A 20,649-nucleotide genomic window follows, 5' to 3' on the forward strand; every position below is an offset into this window, starting at 1 on the left:
TATCGGCTCTGAATATGCTTGTACATTTAATTATTCTCTTTTAATATCATAAACCGTATCAAAATATGCCATTGCATATTCAACGAAACTATCGTAAATCTGTATTTCAGAAGGCCAATCTATTTCTTCATTTTCAAGCTCTGACAGGATATAATTAACAACACATTCCTCTGTACAGATGACCTCTCCCTTTCCAATTCTGATAGGGAATTTGAAAATTTCACCTGAACGCACAAGATTGACACCGTACATCCAGTAATCATCACTGATCTTATTAATTTCGATCTCCAAGTACAATTCTAAAATGATCATATCACACCATCCATCTATATTCAATTATCAAAGTCCAATCATTCCACATAACTAGGCCTCTAACAACACAAGCAGTAATTTCTCCCTCATATCCCTTCACAAAAATCCCACCAACACGCCCAAATCTCCCGCTAATCCCATCCACCTAACAACTCCACACCCTCCCAATCCACCCCTCAAAATCATGCCTTAAAACGCTATATACCCCTAACGCATATGGCAGTTTCTATATGACTTGAAAGAGTGGTTTCATTGCCTTTTATTTCTGAATTTTTCAAAATCCACAATCTCAGCCTTACCACTACCATTATTCAATCTAACCTTATAATTCTTAAACTCTCCTAAATTCCACACTTCATCCTCTGGCACATCATCAACAGTCAAATCCGTGTGTTCACCTTCAATCGTCATAGAGAAAAATGAGATTTTCGTTACCTCATATAATCTATCTTCTACTTGCAAATACTTGATTTTTGTGTTGTTAATATCCGTTCCCCTCCAATTATTATTATCTTTTGAAAAAACTTAACATTTTAAAATATTTGTCTAACAAGTTCTAACTTTTATGAAATGTTAAGTTTTTGCATAATCTCCCTTTCATATCGTTCTATTAATTGTTCCTCAATATTAGGAATCTCTTTCTTTGCCATATCTACCGTATATTTACCTTTAAAAGATGATAAATCAATCGGTATATGGATCTTCTCCAGTTGCTCCCTGTATTTATCTGCCATTATCCGCATAAATGCCGTTTCTCTAACCGCCTTATGGTCTATATTCAGTGAGTCTTCTAAATTTATGGTAGGCAAATTATTAACGCATGATAATTTATCTTCCAGCATTTCCAATATCTGTCCTGTCGTGAACGCATTAAGTTCTACACGCCTATAAAATGTACCTGCATCAAAAAATCTTCTGTATCCATAAGATAAATTATTCAATTTTTTCTTGTCTTCCTTTTTGATTTCCACTTTTTCAGGCTCGATATGGTACTTTTCTACATCAGACAAAGTAACACCAAGATCTTCCATGTAAATGCACTCTTTAAATTTTTTGTTTGGAGTACCAAAAGATTCTAAAATATATATTCCTGATATATCCAAATCATGTAAACAATATAACTTCAACCCCATTTTCTGAAACTTATATAATAACATTTTGGCCGCCCTTGTAGAGAACCCCTGTCCAGATACAATAATCATATTATATTTTTCGCCAATCTTCTCAGCTTTAAAGATTGCATCAAAACCTGTTTTTTCAATATACAGCACTTTGTCATATTTATAAATCAAGTCAAAATCTGGATCTATATGGATATTACTGCTAATTCCTCCATAGCATCTAAAGATATTTTGGGATGTTCCAATCGAATTAATAAAACTTCTTACATTTGCAGTCCCTAAGCCATTTTGAGAACCATTTACAAAAAAATTCCCCCTGTCACTGAAATTGACCTTATCTTCATATTCTGGATTATCGTCAATCCATTCTGTTAAGATTTCTTGTGTAAAGTCTGCGTAGGTGTGTTTCTTCTCTTCTACCCCCGAAATCTCACGCATTTTATACCATATTTGACGTGCAGTAATCGCATATCTTCCATTGTCACTTGCCATATTGAAAGCATCCGTTACATAATCCCTCATAACGGCTCTGTTATTAGTCCTCTTATTATCAGAACTAAAAATACGATTTTCCTTTGCTATGGCCTTATTGAGCTTTTCTAGTAATTCATTAAAAAAGCATGTTATGTCAATCCTTGTTTTCCCTGCATCTGTAAATTTCAGATATGGCGAAACAATATGGAACACAAATGAAAAATTGGACATATCTTTTAATAGATCATCTAAATCCCTTGCATATACAGACTTGTTTCCTATTTTGTACCATCCACCATCAAATCCTATGCTCCAACTATTGTTGTATGTAATGGAATTATTGATGTAGCATTCAATATCTGCTTCTTTTCTATTTGCATCTCCTTTAAATGTATCTTTCCTTACAGAAAACTCTACAATACATGGGATAACCATATCATTTTTACCTATCAGAGAATTACTGTCCTCTATCTCAATAGATGTATTCAATACATTGCTTAATCCTATCAGTTGTTTTTTTAATAATGTATATTTTTTAGTCTGTTGATCCTCTTTTAGCATAAGAAAATCATTGATAAATTCCTGATCACTAAAATCTATATCTTTAATTTTTGATTTGATCCTACTTTTATTCTTTATCCTCGTACCAAAGTATTCTTCCAGAAATTTTTTATAGGTAGTATTTCCATCCTGGGTTTTTGTTATGAACTGCTTGAATGTATCAAAATCATAATAAGCCAATGATATATTTTGTGATTTATCAACGCATTTTATTGTTGCAGGATTATGGAATTCTGTACCTAAATAATCAAGATGAAAAGATACATCTGGATTACAGACAGAATAGAAATATACATAATTTTTATAAAAAGATGATTGATGTAAGTCATATCTGCATATTTCTATACCTCTTTTCTGGGTAATTCCTATTTCTTTAAATTCAACACATATTTCCCCATCCTTCACCCTTTCTGGGTCTATGGTGCCCTCCAGTATGACACCTTCATTTGTATGCCATAAAAGACGATACTTTTTAAGGAAGCAGATGCTAATTATTGTTTTCAGTCCATTTCCCTGTTTGCCCCTTGAAGCTGTCACATATACACGATTCTGGCTTATATAGAATTTAAAATCATAAATGCTTTTTACAGTATCACAACTAAGGCCATTACCATTATCATATATCCCCATAGAGGACACATCTTGGACAATATATATTTGTTTACTATTTAATGGTTCAATAGCATCAAGGGCATTATCAATAATTTCCTTTATAATGACCTTGTTCCAATATTCTTTTGTTAATCCGATCTGCTTTATAAGTCCATCTTCTGTAAAATAATCTACAGTCATAGGTGTTTTACATATTACTCTGTTTATTACGTCCACCATCCTTTTAAAGTATTTCATCCAAAAAATCTATAATTGCGAACAAGCTATGCTTGTGAGCAAAATCATGAGCTTGCGCTTTTCAGCAAGCGAAATGCCTACTGTCAGGGACTACACCAACTCATAATCATTCTTATCAATCAAACTAATCACTTCTAATACTTCCTTCTGTGTTGCTCTATCCTTACATCCCTTAGTCATCTGTATAATCATTTTCATAGAATAGATAGGCAATAATAAAGAACGTATTTTTTCTCTATATCCCATCCATTCTAAACGTGTTGCATTGTATCCCCCATAATCCTTATAATCATGGCACCATTTCTTTTCAAGATAAGCATTCTTACTAATTACTGGTTCACAAGCTGCCAAACATGAAATCAATAATGTATCTGTAAATTTTTTATTCTGTAAATTTTCTTTATCCTGTCTTGTCATAAATTATCATTCTCCTTCTGTTTGTCTCCGACGGTAGGCACAGCCTAAGACCAGCTAAGTCCAGCTACGCCGTCCTTATCTGCCCTTAGTCCGTGATTATTATTGGAGCATCCTGCCACATTACTCACCGCCAAAAAGCGGCGGCTCGCAATATGTCAGTCTGTTCAATAATGATATGTTTTTGTAAGCAGATATTTTCTTTGGGGACGAATACACATTTTTCTATTATATATAGATATTTGTGAATACAACCCCAAATTAATTTTCAATTTGTTACCCCATTTCTATTAAATATATCTTTATATAGAGATGGGGTAACATTTCGAGATCTAATTCAATTTGTTACCCCATTTCTTATAAAAAGAATTAATATTATATAGAAAAGGGGTAACATTTCACTTTATCCTGCATATGGTAATCTGATATATTGTCCTGACAAATTAATATCTCTTGCTTGACAGTATAAAATTACCTCCGATTTATTTAATACTTTATTGCTGAAATTTCCACTACTCTTTATTCCCAAATATTCCCTAACCCTTACTTTCGGAATTCTATGCTGTTTATCAATAAATTCTGGATGCAGTCCATTCTGAATTTCAGCAAGAAAATCAATAAATCTGCTTGCATAGCTATCTTGTTTTAATGCCTCCACATAACTATCTTGCTTGCTCTTTTCCATAATAAACATGTTACTGTCATAGTTTACTGTCTCAACCAAACAATTTTCCATTTGAGATTTTATTAAATCAATCACATCTGTATTATTGATAAAAATAAATACATCTGTATCATACTTCATATTTCGATTTACTCTTTTAACCGCCTGATATATTTCAGATGCAATCCAAAAAACACGTATTTTTTCTAAACGCTTATCTGTAAAACTATATATTCTTTTCACAGCTCTTCCATTACATTTACAAGTTAATGGAAATGCTTCTTCTATGCTATCTTTGCCATAATGAAGATACTTTAATATGTAATCTACATCACTTAAATTATGGGTTTGTATAATTGCAATATTTTTCTTATCATACCATTGATTACTACCTGTAATATTCCCAAAATAACCTTTATTCTCTTCTGGTACATCAATCAAGCACATCTCGTCTTTCTTTCCGACTACTAAAATATCATTCCCATATTTTTTTAAAGCACTATTCACTACGTCATAAAAATTAATTATTTTATCTTTAATGGCAGTAGTTGTAGTAACTGGCACATTTATGATTTTCCAGTGACTATGATCTAAAACCTTTCCGCAATGTTGTAATGCAAATTCCTCTTGATTTAAGGAATATGCACTTTGTAATTCCCCTGAAGCATCTAGCATAATATTATTATCCAAAACCAATAACTATATCTTTTATCGGTAGTATATAATTTCTTATCGCTATATAAGCACATTCCTGTAAATAATTGCTTATATTCCAAAATATGTTCACATAATATTTTAACAGTGCATATATCATCTAATAGTACAAGATTGAGATCTGGTACAGAATCCACACTACACCTGATTTTTTCTCTCCAATCTTTCAGCAAAACATTTGTCACATTTGAACGAATTAATTTAATCAGCATATTAAAGTCCTTAGTTGGAGATTTATCTGTTAAAGTTATAAATCTTCGTTCACTATTTTCTTTATTCCATGTAGTCAAAAAATCTATCGGTTGATGCATTGCCTTTTCAAATGCTTGTAACAATATATTATCATTTTTAAATAAAGATCTATATGTTTCTATATCACTATTTCCAAGAGAAATTACATTGATTGTTGATAAAAACTCATCAATTACCAATGTACTTCTACTTTTTGCAAATATTTTACGTTTTCCAATATCTTTCATTAATACTGTATATTTTTGATGAGTAATAATTACAATTGGAATATTATGCAAATATGCATTGATTTTAGAAACTGTAGTTGTTGGTACATCCTCATTATTATATGCAAATGCAATATCCATTCCTGCCATCTTATTTATATTATTCATAGATTCTCTACAGTCATTATCTGTTCTTCTTACAAAAATTGCTTTTTTACCATCTTTATATAAATCAACTAATGCACTTTCAGCAGTTCTGGTTTTCCTACATCCGGCTTCTATATCAAACACCGCAAAATGTCCTGAGTTTTCACCATATATAATCTCATGTTTCAACTGTCGTTTTTGCTCATCTAATAATTTCGTATTACAGTTTTCAATATTCGTATTCATCGTTAGTGCCTCCTATGTTATCTTGAATTTCCAAAGTAGGCTTGTATGCTTTTACGAATATTTACAGATTCCATAAAATAAAAAACGTTTTTTCCTTTATATTTTGTATTCTCTTCAATACCCATAAGCCTATAACCAGACATCATCAAAAATCCAGCTAATTTTTGATTGTATACTGGAAATGCTTTTTTATCTGTATTCTTTTTATTATCTCTTGTTGTAATAAATCATTCCTCCCTTCTAATTCTTAAGATAGCTTCGTACTTTCATTCTTCTCTTCCACAATCAAAAGCATACATAACTGCACATTTTAACTCATCCATTGTAATATTTTTTAAAGTTGCAAATAACATCTTTAAACTATCGCCACCATCATTTCTTATAGCTTTTATATCCATTTGCGGATTAATTTTCTGTGCCATTTGGAAATATTTTTCATCAAATTTATGCTGTACTGCCGAAAACAATGAATTATTTAAATTTTCTGGATCACCATTAATAATCCATAGAATACCTGGCACATCATAGTCAAATACACCAGTTTCATACAATTCACTATCTGAATTAAAAATAAGTTCCTCCAGACATTTCTTTGTTTCATTAATCTTCTGTTTTCTTATTGTTTCAATTATATTTTGCTTACACCATGTACCATATTTAGGGTATTTCATTACTTCATTCCTCCTATCTCATCTTTTACATCAATAAATCCCATAATTCTATTCTCCTTTTCAATCCATATTAAATACACAAAATCCAAGTTCCATTACTGTGCCATTTTTTAATGCAATCTCCAAAACATGAGCCACAATATCATCTTTTGCTTCTCCTGTCCTGACAGTAGACTCACATCTTGTAACTTCTTCATAGCGGATTGTTACATCATTAGGAATCAATGATACTAATGTGACGCATAGTTACTGATAATCAATTCTGTTTTAGTAGAATCTTCCACTATCTCATATATCTCTGAATCAATATGAAAATTACAAATTGCTTTCCTGTTATTTGAATCCAATGATACGGTTACTGTCAATTCCTTTTCTTCATGTTCCCCAAAGAAATCATCTACTGTTTGTTTAATTGTTTCTCTTGTCAATTCATTTTTCATAAATTTCAACTCCCTTATTTTTTTCCTTTTTTCTTGAATACATATTCTTTGGTTGTTTTATAAAAATATTCTCCTTCTGAAGAATGTCTTTTACACTTTTTCTGTAAAATCTTCTTTCCTTTAAGCTATATTCTCTAAAGGCGATATACCTAATTGCAGATATACCGCCTAAAATATCATTTCTCAAAAATAACTACCTTATCTCTAAGACTTATCCTAAGCCATGAATCCGATTGAAACCACGTTCCTATTTCCGTCTAAATAATCATCTTCAGGGAACATATAGAGATTGATTAACCGCTCAGATGGAAATTCAAACCAATCCTCAAAATCCTGTACATCCTCAATCGCCTCAATCTTTGACAGGTCTATGTACATGGAACTGTTGACTTCACACGGATAAAGCGGTTTCCCATCTTCTGATTGTCCTATTGGATTCCTTTCAGTGTTTGAAAAACAAAGTAATGGCGTGGTTTTCAGTAATTCACAATTCGTGAAATACATATCGCTAAATTCAACGTCCATGTGCTTGCTGCTTTCCTCTTCATCGAGATTTCCACTGTTCAAATGAAGCTGAAAACCTCTTTTTGTTTTGTTGTGTTTTGATAATGCTACTAAGAATTCTTTTAATTCCATTTTCGTTTATCCTCCATATTCTGATATTTTTATTATAGAGAGTCAGCTTTCACCAACTCTCAGCTATTCTATATAACTACTTCTCCAAATGTGAAGAAATCTTATGCTACTTCTTCACTTGTAGAAAAACCTGCATATAAAGCCAAATCTAGGAAAGACATGCCTTGTTCATCTGACTGGATCACATTCTTTCCATCTACTACGAGATACTTCTTGGCACCATGGGAATCCTTTATCGTTTTTATATGCAATCCTTCATCTTTCAAGGCATCCTTTACCATCTGCATTGTAAGAATAGGCACGACATTGACCGCTATTTCTCTGCCATCCTTGAGCGTTTCAACCTCAAAATCCACAATGTCATTTTCTTCCAGATAACGGTAGCCATCCATTTTAATGCCTGTATAGTGGACAAAATAATCCTTGTCACTTGATGAAATGAACCCCCAGCCCTTAGACTTGTTGAAAAATTTTACCATCGCTTTCATAATTTTGTTCTCCTTTTCTTCGTGTATTTTTTTATATGACAGGCAGCATTTATATGGGATACTGCCTTGTAATATACTTCTATTTCTGTCAAATTATTTTTTTTGCAATCCAACATTTAGCATGTTGTTTTGTGATATCTTCAACCTCTTTCTATTCCGAAATATCAACGCTTGTCATACAGAAAGCAAATTAAGCGTGTATGTACCATCATATTTCTCAATGTTTTCAATGGAATCCTCATCAATGCATATGGAAGCTGTCACTCTGTTTTCTTCGTCTCTGGACACAAGATATAGTTCTGAACAATCGTCCTCCTCTAATTCAAGTGTAGCCTTTTGCATGTTGATGGAAATTCCATAGTGATCCGATGGAGAAATATTGACATATTTTCCTTTAAATGCAGCTACTAATTCTTTTACTGTTACTTCTCTTGTTTCTGTTGCTTCCGTTGTGTTCATCATTTTCTTTAATCTCCTTTGGTTTTTATTTTTGTGAGTGGATATTGGGATATTGCTTTATGCTTTATATCCACTTATTATTTACTTCTATATTTCTATTCTTAACTATCTAATTCACGCAATAAATCTAAACTAACTTTTCTACGCTTTCCTTTTGACTCCGTATTCTGCCTTTTTGCAATAGTATTCCACTGTGGAATAACTACGGCATCCAGATATTCTGATAAAAGTTTTACATCAGATTCTTTTAACGAGTTCAAACCACCTTTAAATCTGGATAGATTATTTACATCCAAGCCTATATTTAATGCGATTGCTTTTAACATCAATCCTTTATTGGTAATCTCAATTAGCTTGTTTCGTATTGATTCATTGTTGTATGCCATTACCTATATCCTCCACTTCCTTTTCCAAGTATGGAATTAGTATATTCTGACCACGATGAAATATTTACTGATTATCTGTGACTAGCTATTACCAATCCCTTATTAACTCTGATTGATTCTGACTATCTTATAAAAACAATAAATCCCTTGTAGACTTTCTCTTCTCAGTTTTCGGCTTTTCAGCGGTAATATCTCCCAAAAAGTCAATACTTCCTGTTAATTTACGTTCACTTGTAGCTGTCAAATTTCTTTTAATCGTGTCTTTATTGTCCTCAATCTTCTGTTTGATTTCTTCCAACTTCTTATATGGAAGAGAACAACCTGATATTGCTAATACTGTCGCATCAGATTCCCACCCCTCAAATGTAGCAAGTGGTTTTCCAACACTTTCAATTATTTCATTCAGTCTCACATTGTTATTAGAATTTACCAATGCTATGTTCGCCACTACACCATCATTCTCCAACGGCACATATATATTATCCCTAATCCTTTCAATCACTGTTTGAGTAGCTGCTTTATCAGAGCCTTGCTTATTCACAATGCAAACTCCCCTTTGTGATAGAACATTCTCAATTTCTGCCCGATCAACCACGCCCCTTGTAGATGTTGTCTCACAATTCAAAAACGCATCCAGATAACAAGCGAACTGTTCATTCAGAACTAATTTTTCTTTATTTTTATTGTTATCAATAATGAAGGTCGCACCACCGCCCTCTATGGTTTCTAATTCCTGGAAAAACTCATAGCAGTTCATATACTCTTTCATACTGGCATTATCATCAGGTGTACACGTTACCACACAAATGATTTTATCCGTTTCCGCTTGTAATCTCATTTTTATAGCTGGCACAATCGCACTACCCGAACCACCACCAGAACTTCCCATAAGGAAGATAACCCTACAATCCTTGAATCTTTCCTTAATCTCATTGATAAGCAAGTCAAAATTCTCACAGTTATTTTCTGCTAACAACTGTTTTGCCTTTTTACGTTCCTTGCTACTTCCGTATCCACCCAAAATATGGTATTTGCTTTCTTCCGGTATATCCAAACCATTCAAATCTGATTGAGCCGTATTCGCTGCCATAATAGGATATTCCTTTACATGAACACTCTTAGCCATATTACCGCCCATCTGCCCTAAACCTACAAAACCATACCATCCCTTAACATTCATTGTTGTATCCATTCTTTTCTTCCTCCATATCATCATATTTTTTTAGTAGCTCCAAACCTAATTCATTGATATAATAGCTGTTTGCCCTTTCTACTTTGACACCAGATTCAACCAAATTTCTTTTCTCAAGAATCTTTATATGCTTGTACAATGTATTAGGCTTATTTCTTCCTTCTTGCTCTGAAAGTTCTATCGCTGTCATGCCCCTTATACAGTTAGTAGCTTTATTTTTTCTTAAAAGTTGCATAATCACATACTGTGTTCTGACTAACTCTTCATTCACTCTTATCACCTTCTTTCTTTTAATGATATTCTCTTTTTGTTTCTTACCAACTTGGATTAATTATGGTAAAAATTATAGGCTTTTCAGCCTTTTGCACCTAAGATGTATCATATTTTTCTCCATCAGAAACCACTTTCTTCCTTATATAAGGGAACACGATCCACTTATCTACATTCCTTCTCTTACCACTTCTCCATTTTTCTTTCATCGAAATCCCCCTTGTGAAATTTTCAATGTGCTTTCATAAATATCATTCTCTTTTTTGATTGGATTAAGTTGCTTAATTTTATCAATATAATGTTGTACTTCTCTTTTTGTAATTTTCTTTGTAATATCCATAGATTTAACAAAAGCTAGATATTATAAATTTTTTCTTCCAACACTAAAAAGAGTATATTAATGAATGTTTCATCATAATAAATGAAACGTCACTTTCAATATGGTAACTATTCCTATGGAAATTTTGGCAGAATCGCCCATAACGCTTGAAAATCAGATAAAGCTGTGTGATAATACAAGTGAGCGATTTTGCTCTTAGTTATGTAATAGACCTGTCCGATGGTGTTGGCGCACCGTTTGAGGAGAGGTCTTTTGTATTTCCTTGATGGTTATTATATATCGAATGTATGTTCTTGTCAAGCAAAAATCGAATGTTTGTTCTGTTTTTTTATTGGGAATTTGAGAAAAATGGTATATTTTTGATGGTGATAACTTTCCAAAAATTTTATCCAAAATTAGTACAAAGAAAAATGTAAATCTATATTAATAAAACTCGGACATTTATATAAAGCTTTTCAATGAATAACCAACAAATGAAACTTTTATTAAATGCTAAAGGCGATACTTCAAAATAGTATCGCCTCACCGAAACATCCTCAATAATATTCACCGCCATAAAACTATCTCCTTTAAGCAGAGAATTCTTCTTTTAACCTCTTAATCGCATTTAATAAATCATCATAACCTTCATCCCTAGACAGATCCACACAATAACGAGATTTCAGAAAATTAGGCAATGGCAATTCACCGTTATCGCCATGCTCAAATATCACTGGTATATATTTTCTTTGTAATGGTTCATTTTTAATCTCCGATATTATCATTTCTGACTCATATCCCACGCCACCCATACGTTTATTTGCTTTCTCTGCATAGTCTTCATTACAAACAATAATTATTGAATCTATTTCATCAGACGTAAGAAAATGTTCCATAAAATAATTCATATCTTGTCCAGGATGTAAGTCTTTCCTGTCATACACAACATTAATTCCATCTTTCTCTAATTTATTAATCAAACTAAAAACATTTTGCTGATTAGAAGGGGGATTCCAACTATAAGAAATAAAAATTTTAGGTTTATTAATATAATTCCCTTGAAGATATGGCTTCAACTCTTCTAGCTTTGTCTTTTTTATTGTCCAATGTGTCCTGTTCCATTCCCATGTACCCATATCAAGTAATTCAGTAAGTTGCATTAAATTATCAAAAGTAATTACTTGTCCTGTAAGTTCATAATCAATTTTAATGCCTTTTTGATAGATATCTATATTTTTTATAAACCCTACATATCCTTCTGATTTATGGAATTTTTCATATGTAAATAAACAAGGGATTGTCTTTAATTCATTTATTGCTCTTGGGGACAAAGTTGAATACTTTTCTTTTAACTCAGGTAAAATATATTCTGTAAGACAACGTTCAGGTTCTAAAAAGCTGGCGACTTAGTCCAAGCAGTACCGTCGGATGTTATTAATAAATTAATCATAATTTTATGCCCCCTTTACAAAATGAAATTTCAATTTAAACCATATACTTTCTTAAACAACATTCTCTCTATAAATACATAGCCTAACAAAAACTCACACAATTAACATAATCTTCCCAAAAACAATAATAATCTTTTATTTTATAGCTTAATTAGCGATATCGGGCTACTAACTTTGCCTAACTTAACTTTATATTCCTTTATTTAATATTTATTTCAGAAAAGTCAATTTCAAAATCTTCATATATTCCTGCCTTGACTTTATCAGAAAAAGCATATTCTTCTAGTGAATCCCGTTGGAAATCATATACCGTAATCCGATTCTTTTCAAAATCTACAATCCAATATTCCCTAACTCCTGCCGTACCATATTTAAGCAGCTTCTTATAATAATCCATCTGCTTACTGCCAGGAGATACAATTTCAATAATCCAATCCGGTGCCCCATGGCATCCCTTTTCATCTAGCTTTGAAGGATCGCAAATAACCGAAATGTCGGGTTCTACATAATTGATATCATCATTATTCAAGAATACTGCAAATGGGGCAATATTTACTTCACAGTTTCCTTGGTGTATGTCAATATAATCTGCAATCTTTCTACTTAATGATAATAACAATCTTTGATGTGTTCTACTTGGTGTCGCAAGATAATATATCTGCCCTTCAATCAATTCTGCCCTCTCACCTTCTGGCAGAGCATATATATCATCTATTGTATAGGTTTCTTTGCAAGTCTCTTCTTTTCTTACTACATTCATCCGCTGCACCTCCGATCTTGGTTAATATTATAAGGGACTAGGACAGAGAATACAACTCATTTATTGATTTCCCCCTTATCTGTTCTTTCCACTAAATAATCAATGGAACCGTTTTGGCTTCTATCCGTTTAAATTTCTTTCTAAGTCTCAGATATCATATCCTTGGAAAAACGCATTAAAATCACATGAAAAAATTTTAGTTAAAGCTATAAGCAAGTCTACACTCGGATTATTCAATCCCATTTCAACCTTGCTATATGTGCCTGTGGAGATTTCAACATTCTCTACCTGTAATTTCGCTACGATATCTTTATTTCTTAAACCTTTCTCTATCCTTAATCTTTTTATATTTTCTCCCACCAAATGATTTGTCCGTTGGTTAATCCTTTCCATACTATCACCTCTATAAAAACAATATCTAAAATAGAAGGAAAAGTGATTCCAAAATAGCAGGATAATATTTTCCCATAGTTTTGCACATAATAATAGGGAGCTTTACTTTTGGAAAAATGAATCATAACTGCATGATAATATATCCGTCAATGCAATTAACAGATCCACACTGGGATTATTTCTGCCAGTCTCAATCTTACTATAAGTGCCAGTAGATATATCCACTCCATGTAATTGAAGCTGTGCGACAATCTCCTTGTTTTTCAACCCTTTTTCCAACCTTAGCCTTCTGATGTTTGTCCCTACTATGTGGTTTGTCCGTTGATTTATTCTTTCCATATTTCACCATCCCGATAAAATTGTATCCAAAATGGCAGGAAATTCGATTCCAAAATGGCAGGAAATGTGATATTCTATGACTTATAGATATAAAATATGGCTTTAGTGAGGTATGTATATGAAAAAGAAATGGATCACTCTGTTTATTATATCTGTAACTATAGGTATTCTGGCTTGTTTACAATGGGGAAGTAAAATAATGGATACATTAACCCCTAATCCTCATTTTGCCCCACTAACCCAACACCCCATAAATAAATCCGAAACCACTGAGGACAATATACCCCTGATAGAAGGATATAGCAGTACGATCGAGAGTTTTAGGAATGGATATGTTCAAGATGTTTCTATTTTGTCACACCGGATATTTATACCAGACAAGGAAGAATTTGCCAGAGAAGTTATTCAAATGATAATAGATAACTCGTTAAAAGGGATTTTGTTTTCTTATGATATCAATGGGTATCCAAATGAATTGCATATAACTGTTTATCTAAATGAGGCTGCCCATAGGCGCGGGAATAGCAGCTTTAAGATTTCTTATACACAGGATATTCAGAATGGATTTAGGTATAATATTAAAGATGATCTGGAGAAATTTAGCTTGGAGATATTTGAGGAATAGTAAAAGGGGTTAGCCATTTTGTTATTGTTTCATGGCTAACCTTTACTGTGGATATTTTAAATTTTTGTTATGGATTACAATGGTCTGAAATAATTTCCATATTCCTATCAGAAATTCTTATATTTTGTGGGTTTTCTGTAGTAATACGGGTTGCAATAATATTATAATTCTATTTTTTTATGATTAGCTCTATTTCCAATAAACTCCATAACTTCTTTATTACATTCAATAGAATCTAAAAATTCTTTTGGGATTTCTTTCATCGAATCTATTAACAACCACGTCATATTACTATCTTCCTTATATTTATCCGGAGTATATTTTTGTAAGTTTTTTTTGTGTCTTAAATATTTCACCACTCTTATAGTCATAATCTTCTACATGACACCAATAGCAAACCGGGAAATTACCAAGAACCAAAATTACATATTCAGGCTGATCTGCAATAGCTTTATCCGTAGAGTATGTTACTTTCCCATTCATAAGAAAATATCCCAAATGAATTGACAGTATATCCTGAGAAGTTAATGAATCCCTTTCTCCTTTATAGTTTGATAATTTTAGCAAACGAATATCCATTTTTATGTTCCGTCCTTTCCACTTATCTGGTGTATAAATATTTGTCGTTTATATCTCTTTAAAATAGTAACACCTATTTTTTAATTTTTCAATATGGCTATGCTACGTTTATATTTATCTATATCATATAAAGTATTTTAAACAACATATCTTACAATTTTATATGTACATTCACATTCCCCCTCTCCCACAAAATTCCCGAACACAAATTCAATAATTGATAATCATTCTCAATTACTATATAAACCTATCATGTTAGTAGGTTTTAAAATTTCATACCTCCAAAAATTTATTTCCCATTAATCCAATAGCCAACAACACTAAACCCTATCAAACAAAAAAGAAACAAAATAGTTTCTTCCTCCGAATCACTTCCCGAACATATTTTTCTTGAGTACCTTTTATCACGTTTACTGACCATATCAATAGATTTTTATATGGTAAACTTTCCATCCCTCTCACCCTTTCCAAAAACTCCACTCACCAATCCAATCCCACACCACTCCAACGCCAAAAAATAAATCCCTTCCACCGAATCAGTCACATTTTCCACCATATCAGGCAAAAAAATAACGGCTCCCTCATGCCATACGACACAAGAAAACCGTTATAAACACCTATATTTCTTACCTTTTCTTAATTTTCCATGATCCGCTTCAAGCCTCTACCGAACATTATGTAATCTCAACAACCTCATTCCTGCTTATTCTTGAACACATATCGCTCAGCAGTAGAATAAAATGCATCCTCCACTATCTGCAACTCTTCATCAGAAAGCATCCCCTTCATCCTTAACGACAGCAAGATATTATCACATACCTCTTTCTTTGCCTGGTTACTTTTTCTGGTGTCGTCCCTAGATCTTCCTCTTTTGACACATTTATATCCTGCTAATGATATGGTTCTTGGTTGAAAATCATTCATCTTAATCAATCCCTGCCCGTTCCAACTTCTTTAATTTCTCTCGTACATCTGATGGAGATTTTATACCTGTCCCTGAAGAGATATCCCGGAATGAAGGAGCAAATCCATATTTCTTAAAGTAATCTACAATAAACTTATATACGCTCTTTATTTTATGATCTTCTGAGTTTATGTCCTGCTTCTTCATAACCTTATTTCATCCTTTCCATTATGCCGCTATTTTCCTTCCACAATACGCAAATATTTGTAAACAGAATTCCTGCTAAGTCCTGCCAGCCGTGCAAATTCTGATAGATTAATTACACCATTAGAGAACTTTGGATAATATCTAAAAAATGATTGCGGGATATCTTCTATCTTAGTTTTATACCGTCCAATATGTTTCCCTTTTGTTCTTGCGTTTTCTAAGCCCGATTTTATTCTTTGGATTGTGATTTCCCTCTCCATTTGTGCAAATACTGACATCATGCGCAACATTCCCATGGTCATAGGATCAATTTTACTCCCAGTACAATCAACAATGAAGCCTCCTACAACTAATTTCAAATTCCTATTCTGAACCATTTCCAATATCTCACATAATTGCTTTGTCGAACGGGATAACCTGCTTACCTCTGTACAGGCAATCGTATCGCCTTCCTTTACCGTTTCAAGAAGCTGCTGCAGTTTTTCCCTGTCCTCATGGGATCCACTTTCATATTCCCAAAAAATATTATGTTCCTTAATTCCCAATGCAACCAGTTCTCTTTTCTGTCTACCTATATCTTGCTTATCTTCATTGGTTGAGGCTCTTGCATATCCATATTTCAAATCCGTTCCCTCCTTCCATCCAAATATAGAGAATCCATAAAATCGTTCACAAAAAGGTATAAACTATTTCTTGAACAAAATCGGCTATTTTCCCCATACTTTTCATTCCAAAATGACTATTTTCCAACTGTTCACATTTTCAAGTGTTTTCTTGAACAACATTTCCAGATCCCATTTTCCCCATTGTCATACCGTGTTTCTCCCTATATAATAGTATCAATTACAGGAGGACAATCACCATGGACATTGAAATCAAACCACGAAATCCACTCAAAAAACTTTTATCAAATCTCCATGACAAATTAGAGGACATATTATTTTTCCTGATCCGCAAGACACCTCAAGCCATTATTCCGCCATCCATTATGTTATGGTTTGAAAACTATCTCAATAAGCGTTCTAAGGAACTACAACAAGAGATCATCCGCCAGCAATGGAGACAACTATATCTTGAAAAAGCTGTAGAAGAAATCCATGCCACCCAGAAAGTGAAAAAAGCACAATCAGAAGATTAACTATTTTCCGTTGTGCTTTTCTTTTCTCATTATTTATTGATAATTATTCTCATTTAACATTCCCTACTCTTAAATCACATCTGTCAAAATCACATCATGTCCAACTGATACTGGCATTAAGTAACAAATATTCCGCTGTCGGTATGCAGCCTTCTATTATATTATTCATCAGATATATATTTATTGACCGGATGATCATATCATTCAGCTTATTTTTAATAATTGCAGGTATATTTTCCTTAAAATCCCTGAATTCATATGCTAATTTTTCCACAATTCTACCTCTATATATATTTCGTGACTTTCCTTGCAACCCTCCAATACTTATCTGCTTTTTTTGATATTTCATCTCGAATGGGTTCTTCCCCATGAGGGAAACCTTTTACTATTTCTGATAGTTTATCTCCATAACCCATACAAGCCGTATAAATTAACTGTAATTCTTCCTGAGTAAAATCCATTATATTTCCTCCATTATTCTATTGGGGACTGCCATTATAGCAATCCCAATATTTATGTAGCTGCTAAAAGAACTTATCGACCAATACTTTGATGATTGCTTTCTTTAGCTCGTTTGCATACTCGGACAAATCTACTGTGATAGCACAATCCCATTGTTCCATCATACTATTGTCGGCATCATGAAACCCTATACAAATTGTGTATTTAATCGGTTTGCCGAATTCTAATACTACTCGTAAATATGTAAAGTCCATCACTACCGGCTTATCACTCCATACAGTAGATAGATGATAACCTTTTTCAGCGTTTACGGCTTCATGCTTTTTGGTATACTCAACCTTTGCTATCTCAATAGCCTTGTCAACCTCAGCCTTCAGATTGTCGGACATATCGCAAATATCAATAGATACTTCCATGTAGTCCTCATCAAAAGTCAAGTTCCCCAATTCCAAAACGCCGATATTAGTTGTTTCTGTACGTGCTTTCCATTTCATCATATAATTTTCCACCTTTCTTTATTTCATCCAAATCAAGATTGTTTTCGGCTTACTGCCTATAGGATGTACAGGGAATCGAACCCTATATAAAAGAACCATCCACCCTAATAATCTGCTATGTACCCTTACTATTTCCTGCCAGCTTTCAGCAGTTTACTATCGTCATACCATTTAACAGCTCCACCTTTAAAAATGGGTTTCGGCTGCAGAATTGTTGACCGTCCAATCTTGGTAATAACTCCATTTTTCTTTACGGTTGTAAATGTTACTGTCTGAGTTTCCATTCCTCTATACCTCCTAAATTGTAATGATTGTTTTCCCATGCTTTATACTTTCAGAAGTTGCAAGCGATATCCCTAACACATTATTGACTCGCTTTACATCCCTATAATACCGTGCAATCCTAGCAGGACTCTTATCAGACTTCACTATATGAGACTGATATGTATTATTCTTAAAAAATGAAACGTTGTATGTCTTTCTCATTCCGTCCCCCTACATGGCCGCTGATTTCTGACGTTCCCGGCGTTCATGATCTTCTTGCCAGAACTTTTCAATATCGGCTTGAATCCGTCGCTCATGCTCTTCTAATCGCTCAAAATCATCTGTATTAAGTACTGTATACCATGGGATGTATATACCGCTTTTACCAGAATGTCCAATACAATAATTTTTCCTACGCTTTATAGATTTAAGAAACCTATCTTCCTTTTTGTGAAGTTCCTGCATGTCCTTGGCTAATTCGTAATCAAATCTGACTGTAATCCCCTGGACGGTAAAACCATCATTGTAATAATACGGATTGCCTAAAGAGACAGTTTTGTATTCAATGCCGTTCTCTTTTAAAAATTCTATAATCTTCTTCATGGTGTTTCTCCCCTTTCTTTTTGGCTACCCTCTATCCCATACTTTGTACAGGATAGAAACGCTTGCGGCTTAAAGTCCTGTTTATAGTGACCGCAACCACTGTTATTTAACTGACCTTCAACATTTTAAATCTGCTTACTTTGCTAACTTTCTGGTAGTCCTCTTTACTGAGAAGTTTTTTGACTTCTTCTTTATCTACTGTCTCTCGCTCCATTTCAGAAAGTGTAGCTTTACAGATATTACCGATATACTGAAGAATCTCCTTACCTTTCTTATTTGTTGTTTTGCACTCTTCCTCATTTTCAGTAAGATATTCAATGGCTTTCAAATTTAATTTAGAAATGTTATTTTCAGCTTCCTCTTTTATCCGCTTCCATTCCTGGATGGCTTCCATTGTTTTATTCATTTCCTCAGTCGTACAACACATAATCTCAATCTCCTTTACTCATATTATTCTTATCAAGAAGCAACCCTCAAATAATCTTCTGGACTATTGCCAATACTCGGATGGCTCACCAGTATATTGATTTAAGTTTGTGAGTGCTTTCGGCTTGCTCGGTTGCTTTATATAGGATGATATTGCTATCCCAAAAGGGCAATTTTGCTTTGATGCTACGACCGTGTGACTTGTCGATTGCCCTTAAATATGAATTCTCAAAGACTCGTCAGGGGATTTATTTGGTTAAATCATATTTGACAAATCAATGAGTTGTGCTATTGATAAATGGTCAATCATGACTTCGCCATCACCGTTATAAACTTCATACTGCTGATTGTTAGGCTCTACCATATTGCAAACGTAGAAACCTTTTTTATTTAGCTTGTTCTCGGCTTCTCTAATCTCTTTTTCAAATAACATTTTGCTTACCGTCCTTTCTTGTGCTGTGCTTTAATAGAAAACTGTTTTAATATCTTCTATACTACTTGCGTGTCTATTGCCTTCGTGATCGTCAGCTCACAGGGACGTAGTATAGAAATGGCTGCTTTGCTTTGACGCTACACTCTTATTTCAAGTGGACAGCCTATAAATATCGGATTTTCACCTTGCAAGTATTCAGCCGCTTGCAATCGCTGTTTTCGGAACTTAAGCCCCCCCCCGATAACCAGGCTTTACAGGTCTTATGTTTTGTTTGCTTTGTTTGACCTTGTAAGTGTATTATAACACGATATCGTGTTATTACAATATCGGAATATTCACTAAATATAACACGCTATCGTGTCAACAATTTTGTTCATTTTGTATAACGATATCGTGTTTGTTGACATTAATAACAAAATATGATATCGTGTTATTGAGAATATTATAATTTTTGAATATAGAGGTGTATCTTATGGAAGAAAAAAAGAAAGCGTCTGAAGCGCATATGAGAGCAACAGCAAAATGGGAAAAAGAAAACTATGATAAAGTATTAGTTAGATTCCCTAAAGGAACAAAAGAAAAGATATTAGATTCTGGTGCAAAAAGTGTAAACGGTTATATTGTTCAGGCTGTAACCGAAAAATTAGATAGAAACTAAAATTTCATAACCATTTCTATTCATATATAACACGTTATCGTTATGTATTTTAACCAATTCATATATGCCGATATCGTGTTATTTTTGTG

38 protein-coding genes are annotated in these 20,649 nt (G+C 33.3%); 3 read left to right on the forward strand and 35 right to left on the reverse strand.

Annotated features, from left to right (window positions below; all coding sequences use genetic code 11):
• Positions 1-30 precede the first annotated feature (30 nt).
• The 21 genes from GN277_RS17820 to GN277_RS17910 form a co-directional block, all read right to left on the reverse strand.
• Positions 31-312: a hypothetical protein gene (locus GN277_RS17820; RefSeq protein WP_159752266.1), complete on the reverse strand. Its 282-nt coding sequence runs from the start codon at positions 310-312 to the stop codon at positions 31-33.
• A 249-nt stretch (positions 313-561) separates the two neighbouring features.
• Positions 562-723: a hypothetical protein gene (locus GN277_RS17825; RefSeq protein ID WP_159752268.1), complete on the reverse strand. Its 162-nt coding sequence runs from the start codon at positions 721-723 to the stop codon at positions 562-564.
• A 152-nt stretch (positions 724-875) separates the two neighbouring features.
• Positions 876-3,260, reverse strand: coding sequence for a hypothetical protein (locus GN277_RS17830; protein WP_159752270.1), 2,385 nt, complete (start codon positions 3,258-3,260; stop codon positions 876-878).
• A gap of 147 nt (positions 3,261-3,407) precedes the next feature.
• Complete coding sequence (locus GN277_RS17835) at positions 3,408-3,734, reverse strand: hypothetical protein (protein ID WP_159752272.1); 327 nt, start codon at positions 3,732-3,734, stop codon at positions 3,408-3,410.
• 400 nt (positions 3,735-4,134) lie between these two features.
• Complete coding sequence (locus GN277_RS17840; protein ID WP_159752274.1) at positions 4,135-5,070, reverse strand: hypothetical protein; 936 nt, start codon at positions 5,068-5,070, stop codon at positions 4,135-4,137.
• On the reverse strand, positions 5,064-5,960 hold the full coding sequence (locus tag GN277_RS17845; protein ID WP_159752276.1) for a hypothetical protein: 897 nt from the start codon (positions 5,958-5,960) through the stop codon (positions 5,064-5,066). Before GN277_RS17845 ends, GN277_RS17840 begins: the two co-directional genes overlap by 7 nt.
• Positions 5,961-5,977: 17 nt before the next feature.
• Positions 5,978-6,184, reverse strand: a complete 207-nt coding sequence (locus GN277_RS32460; protein ID WP_408641726.1) for a DUF5659 domain-containing protein — start codon at positions 6,182-6,184, stop codon at positions 5,978-5,980.
• Between the two features lie 42 nt (positions 6,185-6,226).
• Positions 6,227-6,631, reverse strand: a complete 405-nt coding sequence (locus GN277_RS17850; RefSeq protein WP_159752278.1) for a hypothetical protein — start codon at positions 6,629-6,631, stop codon at positions 6,227-6,229.
• Between the two features lie 230 nt (positions 6,632-6,861).
• Positions 6,862-7,071 carry a hypothetical protein gene (locus GN277_RS17855; RefSeq protein ID WP_159752280.1) on the reverse strand — a complete coding sequence of 70 codons (210 nt, stop codon included), beginning with the start codon at positions 7,069-7,071 and terminating at the stop codon, positions 6,862-6,864.
• Positions 7,061-7,258 (reverse strand): hypothetical protein, encoded by a 198-nt coding sequence (locus tag GN277_RS17860; protein ID WP_159752282.1) that lies wholly within the window; start codon positions 7,256-7,258, stop codon positions 7,061-7,063. Before GN277_RS17860 ends, GN277_RS17855 begins: the two co-directional genes overlap by 11 nt.
• Positions 7,259-7,287: 29 nt before the next feature.
• On the reverse strand, positions 7,288-7,707 hold the full coding sequence (locus tag GN277_RS17865; RefSeq protein WP_159751405.1) for a hypothetical protein: 420 nt from the start codon (positions 7,705-7,707) through the stop codon (positions 7,288-7,290).
• A gap of 101 nt (positions 7,708-7,808) precedes the next feature.
• The gene (locus GN277_RS32465; protein WP_159752284.1) at positions 7,809-8,195 is read right to left on the reverse strand and encodes a cold-shock protein; all 387 of its coding nucleotides are present in this window, start codon (positions 8,193-8,195) and stop codon (positions 7,809-7,811) included.
• Positions 8,196-8,369: 174 nt separating this feature from the next.
• On the reverse strand, positions 8,370-8,657 hold the full coding sequence (locus GN277_RS17875) for a hypothetical protein (protein ID WP_159752286.1): 288 nt from the start codon (positions 8,655-8,657) through the stop codon (positions 8,370-8,372).
• A 98-nt stretch (positions 8,658-8,755) separates the two neighbouring features.
• Positions 8,756-9,040, reverse strand: a complete 285-nt coding sequence (locus GN277_RS17880) for a hypothetical protein (RefSeq protein WP_159752288.1) — start codon at positions 9,038-9,040, stop codon at positions 8,756-8,758.
• A 127-nt stretch (positions 9,041-9,167) separates the two neighbouring features.
• The gene (locus GN277_RS17885; RefSeq protein WP_159752290.1) at positions 9,168-10,232 is read right to left on the reverse strand and encodes an FtsZ/tubulin family protein; all 1,065 of its coding nucleotides are present in this window, start codon (positions 10,230-10,232) and stop codon (positions 9,168-9,170) included.
• Positions 10,210-10,503 carry a winged helix-turn-helix domain-containing protein gene (locus GN277_RS17890; RefSeq protein WP_159752292.1) on the reverse strand — a complete coding sequence of 98 codons (294 nt, stop codon included), beginning with the start codon at positions 10,501-10,503 and terminating at the stop codon, positions 10,210-10,212. The genes GN277_RS17885 and GN277_RS17890 overlap by 23 nt, the downstream gene beginning before the upstream one ends.
• 204 nt (positions 10,504-10,707) lie before the next feature.
• Positions 10,708-10,842, reverse strand: coding sequence for a hypothetical protein (locus GN277_RS30960; protein ID WP_280178615.1), 135 nt, complete (start codon positions 10,840-10,842; stop codon positions 10,708-10,710).
• A 569-nt stretch (positions 10,843-11,411) separates the two neighbouring features.
• The gene (locus GN277_RS17895; protein ID WP_159752294.1) at positions 11,412-12,152 is read right to left on the reverse strand and encodes a toll/interleukin-1 receptor domain-containing protein; all 741 of its coding nucleotides are present in this window, start codon (positions 12,150-12,152) and stop codon (positions 11,412-11,414) included.
• A 319-nt stretch (positions 12,153-12,471) separates the two neighbouring features.
• Entirely contained in the window at positions 12,472-13,032 is a 561-nt protein-coding gene (locus GN277_RS17900; protein ID WP_159752296.1) for a Uma2 family endonuclease, read from the reverse strand.
• A 147-nt stretch (positions 13,033-13,179) separates the two neighbouring features.
• Positions 13,180-13,425: a helix-turn-helix domain-containing protein gene (locus tag GN277_RS17905; protein WP_159751411.1), complete on the reverse strand. Its 246-nt coding sequence runs from the start codon at positions 13,423-13,425 to the stop codon at positions 13,180-13,182.
• 102 nt (positions 13,426-13,527) lie between these two features.
• Positions 13,528-13,764: a helix-turn-helix domain-containing protein gene (locus tag GN277_RS17910; RefSeq protein ID WP_159751412.1), complete on the reverse strand. Its 237-nt coding sequence runs from the start codon at positions 13,762-13,764 to the stop codon at positions 13,528-13,530.
• A 118-nt stretch (positions 13,765-13,882) separates the two neighbouring features.
• Between GN277_RS17910 and GN277_RS17915 the strand changes: the two genes are divergently transcribed.
• Positions 13,883-14,389: a hypothetical protein gene (locus GN277_RS17915; RefSeq protein WP_159752298.1), complete on the forward strand. Its 507-nt coding sequence runs from the start codon at positions 13,883-13,885 to the stop codon at positions 14,387-14,389.
• A gap of 161 nt (positions 14,390-14,550) precedes the next feature.
• Here the strand turns inward: GN277_RS17915 and GN277_RS30965 are convergent, their stop codons facing one another.
• The 6 genes from GN277_RS30965 to GN277_RS17935 form a co-directional block, all read right to left on the reverse strand.
• Positions 14,551-14,676, reverse strand: a complete 126-nt coding sequence (locus GN277_RS30965) for a hypothetical protein (protein WP_280178616.1) — start codon at positions 14,674-14,676, stop codon at positions 14,551-14,553.
• 19 nt (positions 14,677-14,695) lie between these two features.
• Complete coding sequence (locus GN277_RS17920; protein ID WP_159752300.1) at positions 14,696-14,968, reverse strand: hypothetical protein; 273 nt, start codon at positions 14,966-14,968, stop codon at positions 14,696-14,698.
• Between the two features lie 433 nt (positions 14,969-15,401).
• Positions 15,402-15,533, reverse strand: a complete 132-nt coding sequence (locus GN277_RS30970; RefSeq protein WP_280178605.1) for a hypothetical protein — start codon at positions 15,531-15,533, stop codon at positions 15,402-15,404.
• Positions 15,534-15,661: 128 nt separating this feature from the next.
• Complete coding sequence (locus GN277_RS17925; RefSeq protein WP_159752302.1) at positions 15,662-15,892, reverse strand: hypothetical protein; 231 nt, start codon at positions 15,890-15,892, stop codon at positions 15,662-15,664.
• Position 15,893: 1 nt separating this feature from the next.
• Positions 15,894-16,079 (reverse strand): LexA family protein, encoded by a 186-nt coding sequence (locus GN277_RS17930; protein ID WP_159752304.1) that lies wholly within the window; start codon positions 16,077-16,079, stop codon positions 15,894-15,896.
• A 29-nt stretch (positions 16,080-16,108) separates the two neighbouring features.
• Positions 16,109-16,702, reverse strand: a complete 594-nt coding sequence (locus tag GN277_RS17935; protein WP_159751416.1) for a recombinase family protein — start codon at positions 16,700-16,702, stop codon at positions 16,109-16,111.
• Positions 16,703-16,941: 239 nt separating this feature from the next.
• On the opposite strand from GN277_RS17935, the gene GN277_RS17940 reads away from it, so the two are divergent.
• A complete protein-coding gene (locus tag GN277_RS17940) occupies positions 16,942-17,217 on the forward strand; it encodes a hypothetical protein (RefSeq protein WP_159751417.1) in 276 nt (91 codons plus the stop codon).
• Between the two features lie 94 nt (positions 17,218-17,311).
• Here the strand turns inward: GN277_RS17940 and GN277_RS17945 are convergent, their stop codons facing one another.
• From GN277_RS17945 to GN277_RS17980, 8 genes are all read right to left on the reverse strand, one after another.
• Positions 17,312-17,491: a hypothetical protein gene (locus GN277_RS17945; protein WP_159752306.1), complete on the reverse strand. Its 180-nt coding sequence runs from the start codon at positions 17,489-17,491 to the stop codon at positions 17,312-17,314.
• A 10-nt stretch (positions 17,492-17,501) separates the two neighbouring features.
• The gene (locus GN277_RS17950) at positions 17,502-17,678 is read right to left on the reverse strand and encodes a hypothetical protein (protein ID WP_159751419.1); all 177 of its coding nucleotides are present in this window, start codon (positions 17,676-17,678) and stop codon (positions 17,502-17,504) included.
• 63 nt (positions 17,679-17,741) lie between these two features.
• Positions 17,742-18,176, reverse strand: a complete 435-nt coding sequence (locus GN277_RS17955) for a hypothetical protein (protein ID WP_159752308.1) — start codon at positions 18,174-18,176, stop codon at positions 17,742-17,744.
• Between the two features lie 128 nt (positions 18,177-18,304).
• Positions 18,305-18,460, reverse strand: a complete 156-nt coding sequence (locus tag GN277_RS17960) for a hypothetical protein (RefSeq protein WP_159752310.1) — start codon at positions 18,458-18,460, stop codon at positions 18,305-18,307.
• Positions 18,461-18,473: 13 nt separating this feature from the next.
• Positions 18,474-18,662: a hypothetical protein gene (locus GN277_RS17965; protein ID WP_159752312.1), complete on the reverse strand. Its 189-nt coding sequence runs from the start codon at positions 18,660-18,662 to the stop codon at positions 18,474-18,476.
• 9 nt (positions 18,663-18,671) lie between these two features.
• Complete coding sequence (locus GN277_RS17970; RefSeq protein ID WP_159752314.1) at positions 18,672-19,043, reverse strand: hypothetical protein; 372 nt, start codon at positions 19,041-19,043, stop codon at positions 18,672-18,674.
• Between the two features lie 106 nt (positions 19,044-19,149).
• Entirely contained in the window at positions 19,150-19,449 is a 300-nt protein-coding gene (locus GN277_RS17975) for a hypothetical protein (RefSeq protein WP_159752316.1), read from the reverse strand.
• Positions 19,450-19,725: 276 nt separating this feature from the next.
• Positions 19,726-19,902, reverse strand: a complete 177-nt coding sequence (locus tag GN277_RS17980; RefSeq protein ID WP_159751426.1) for a hypothetical protein — start codon at positions 19,900-19,902, stop codon at positions 19,726-19,728.
• Between the two features lie 472 nt (positions 19,903-20,374).
• Between GN277_RS17980 and GN277_RS17985 the strand changes: the two genes are divergently transcribed.
• On the forward strand, positions 20,375-20,560 hold the full coding sequence (locus GN277_RS17985; protein ID WP_159752318.1) for a hypothetical protein: 186 nt from the start codon (positions 20,375-20,377) through the stop codon (positions 20,558-20,560).
• Positions 20,561-20,649: the final 89 nt, after the last annotated feature.

The sequence above is a fragment of the Sporofaciens musculi genome, from assembly GCF_009830285.1.
Lineage (GTDB): Bacteria > Bacillota > Clostridia > Lachnospirales > Lachnospiraceae > Sporofaciens > Sporofaciens musculi.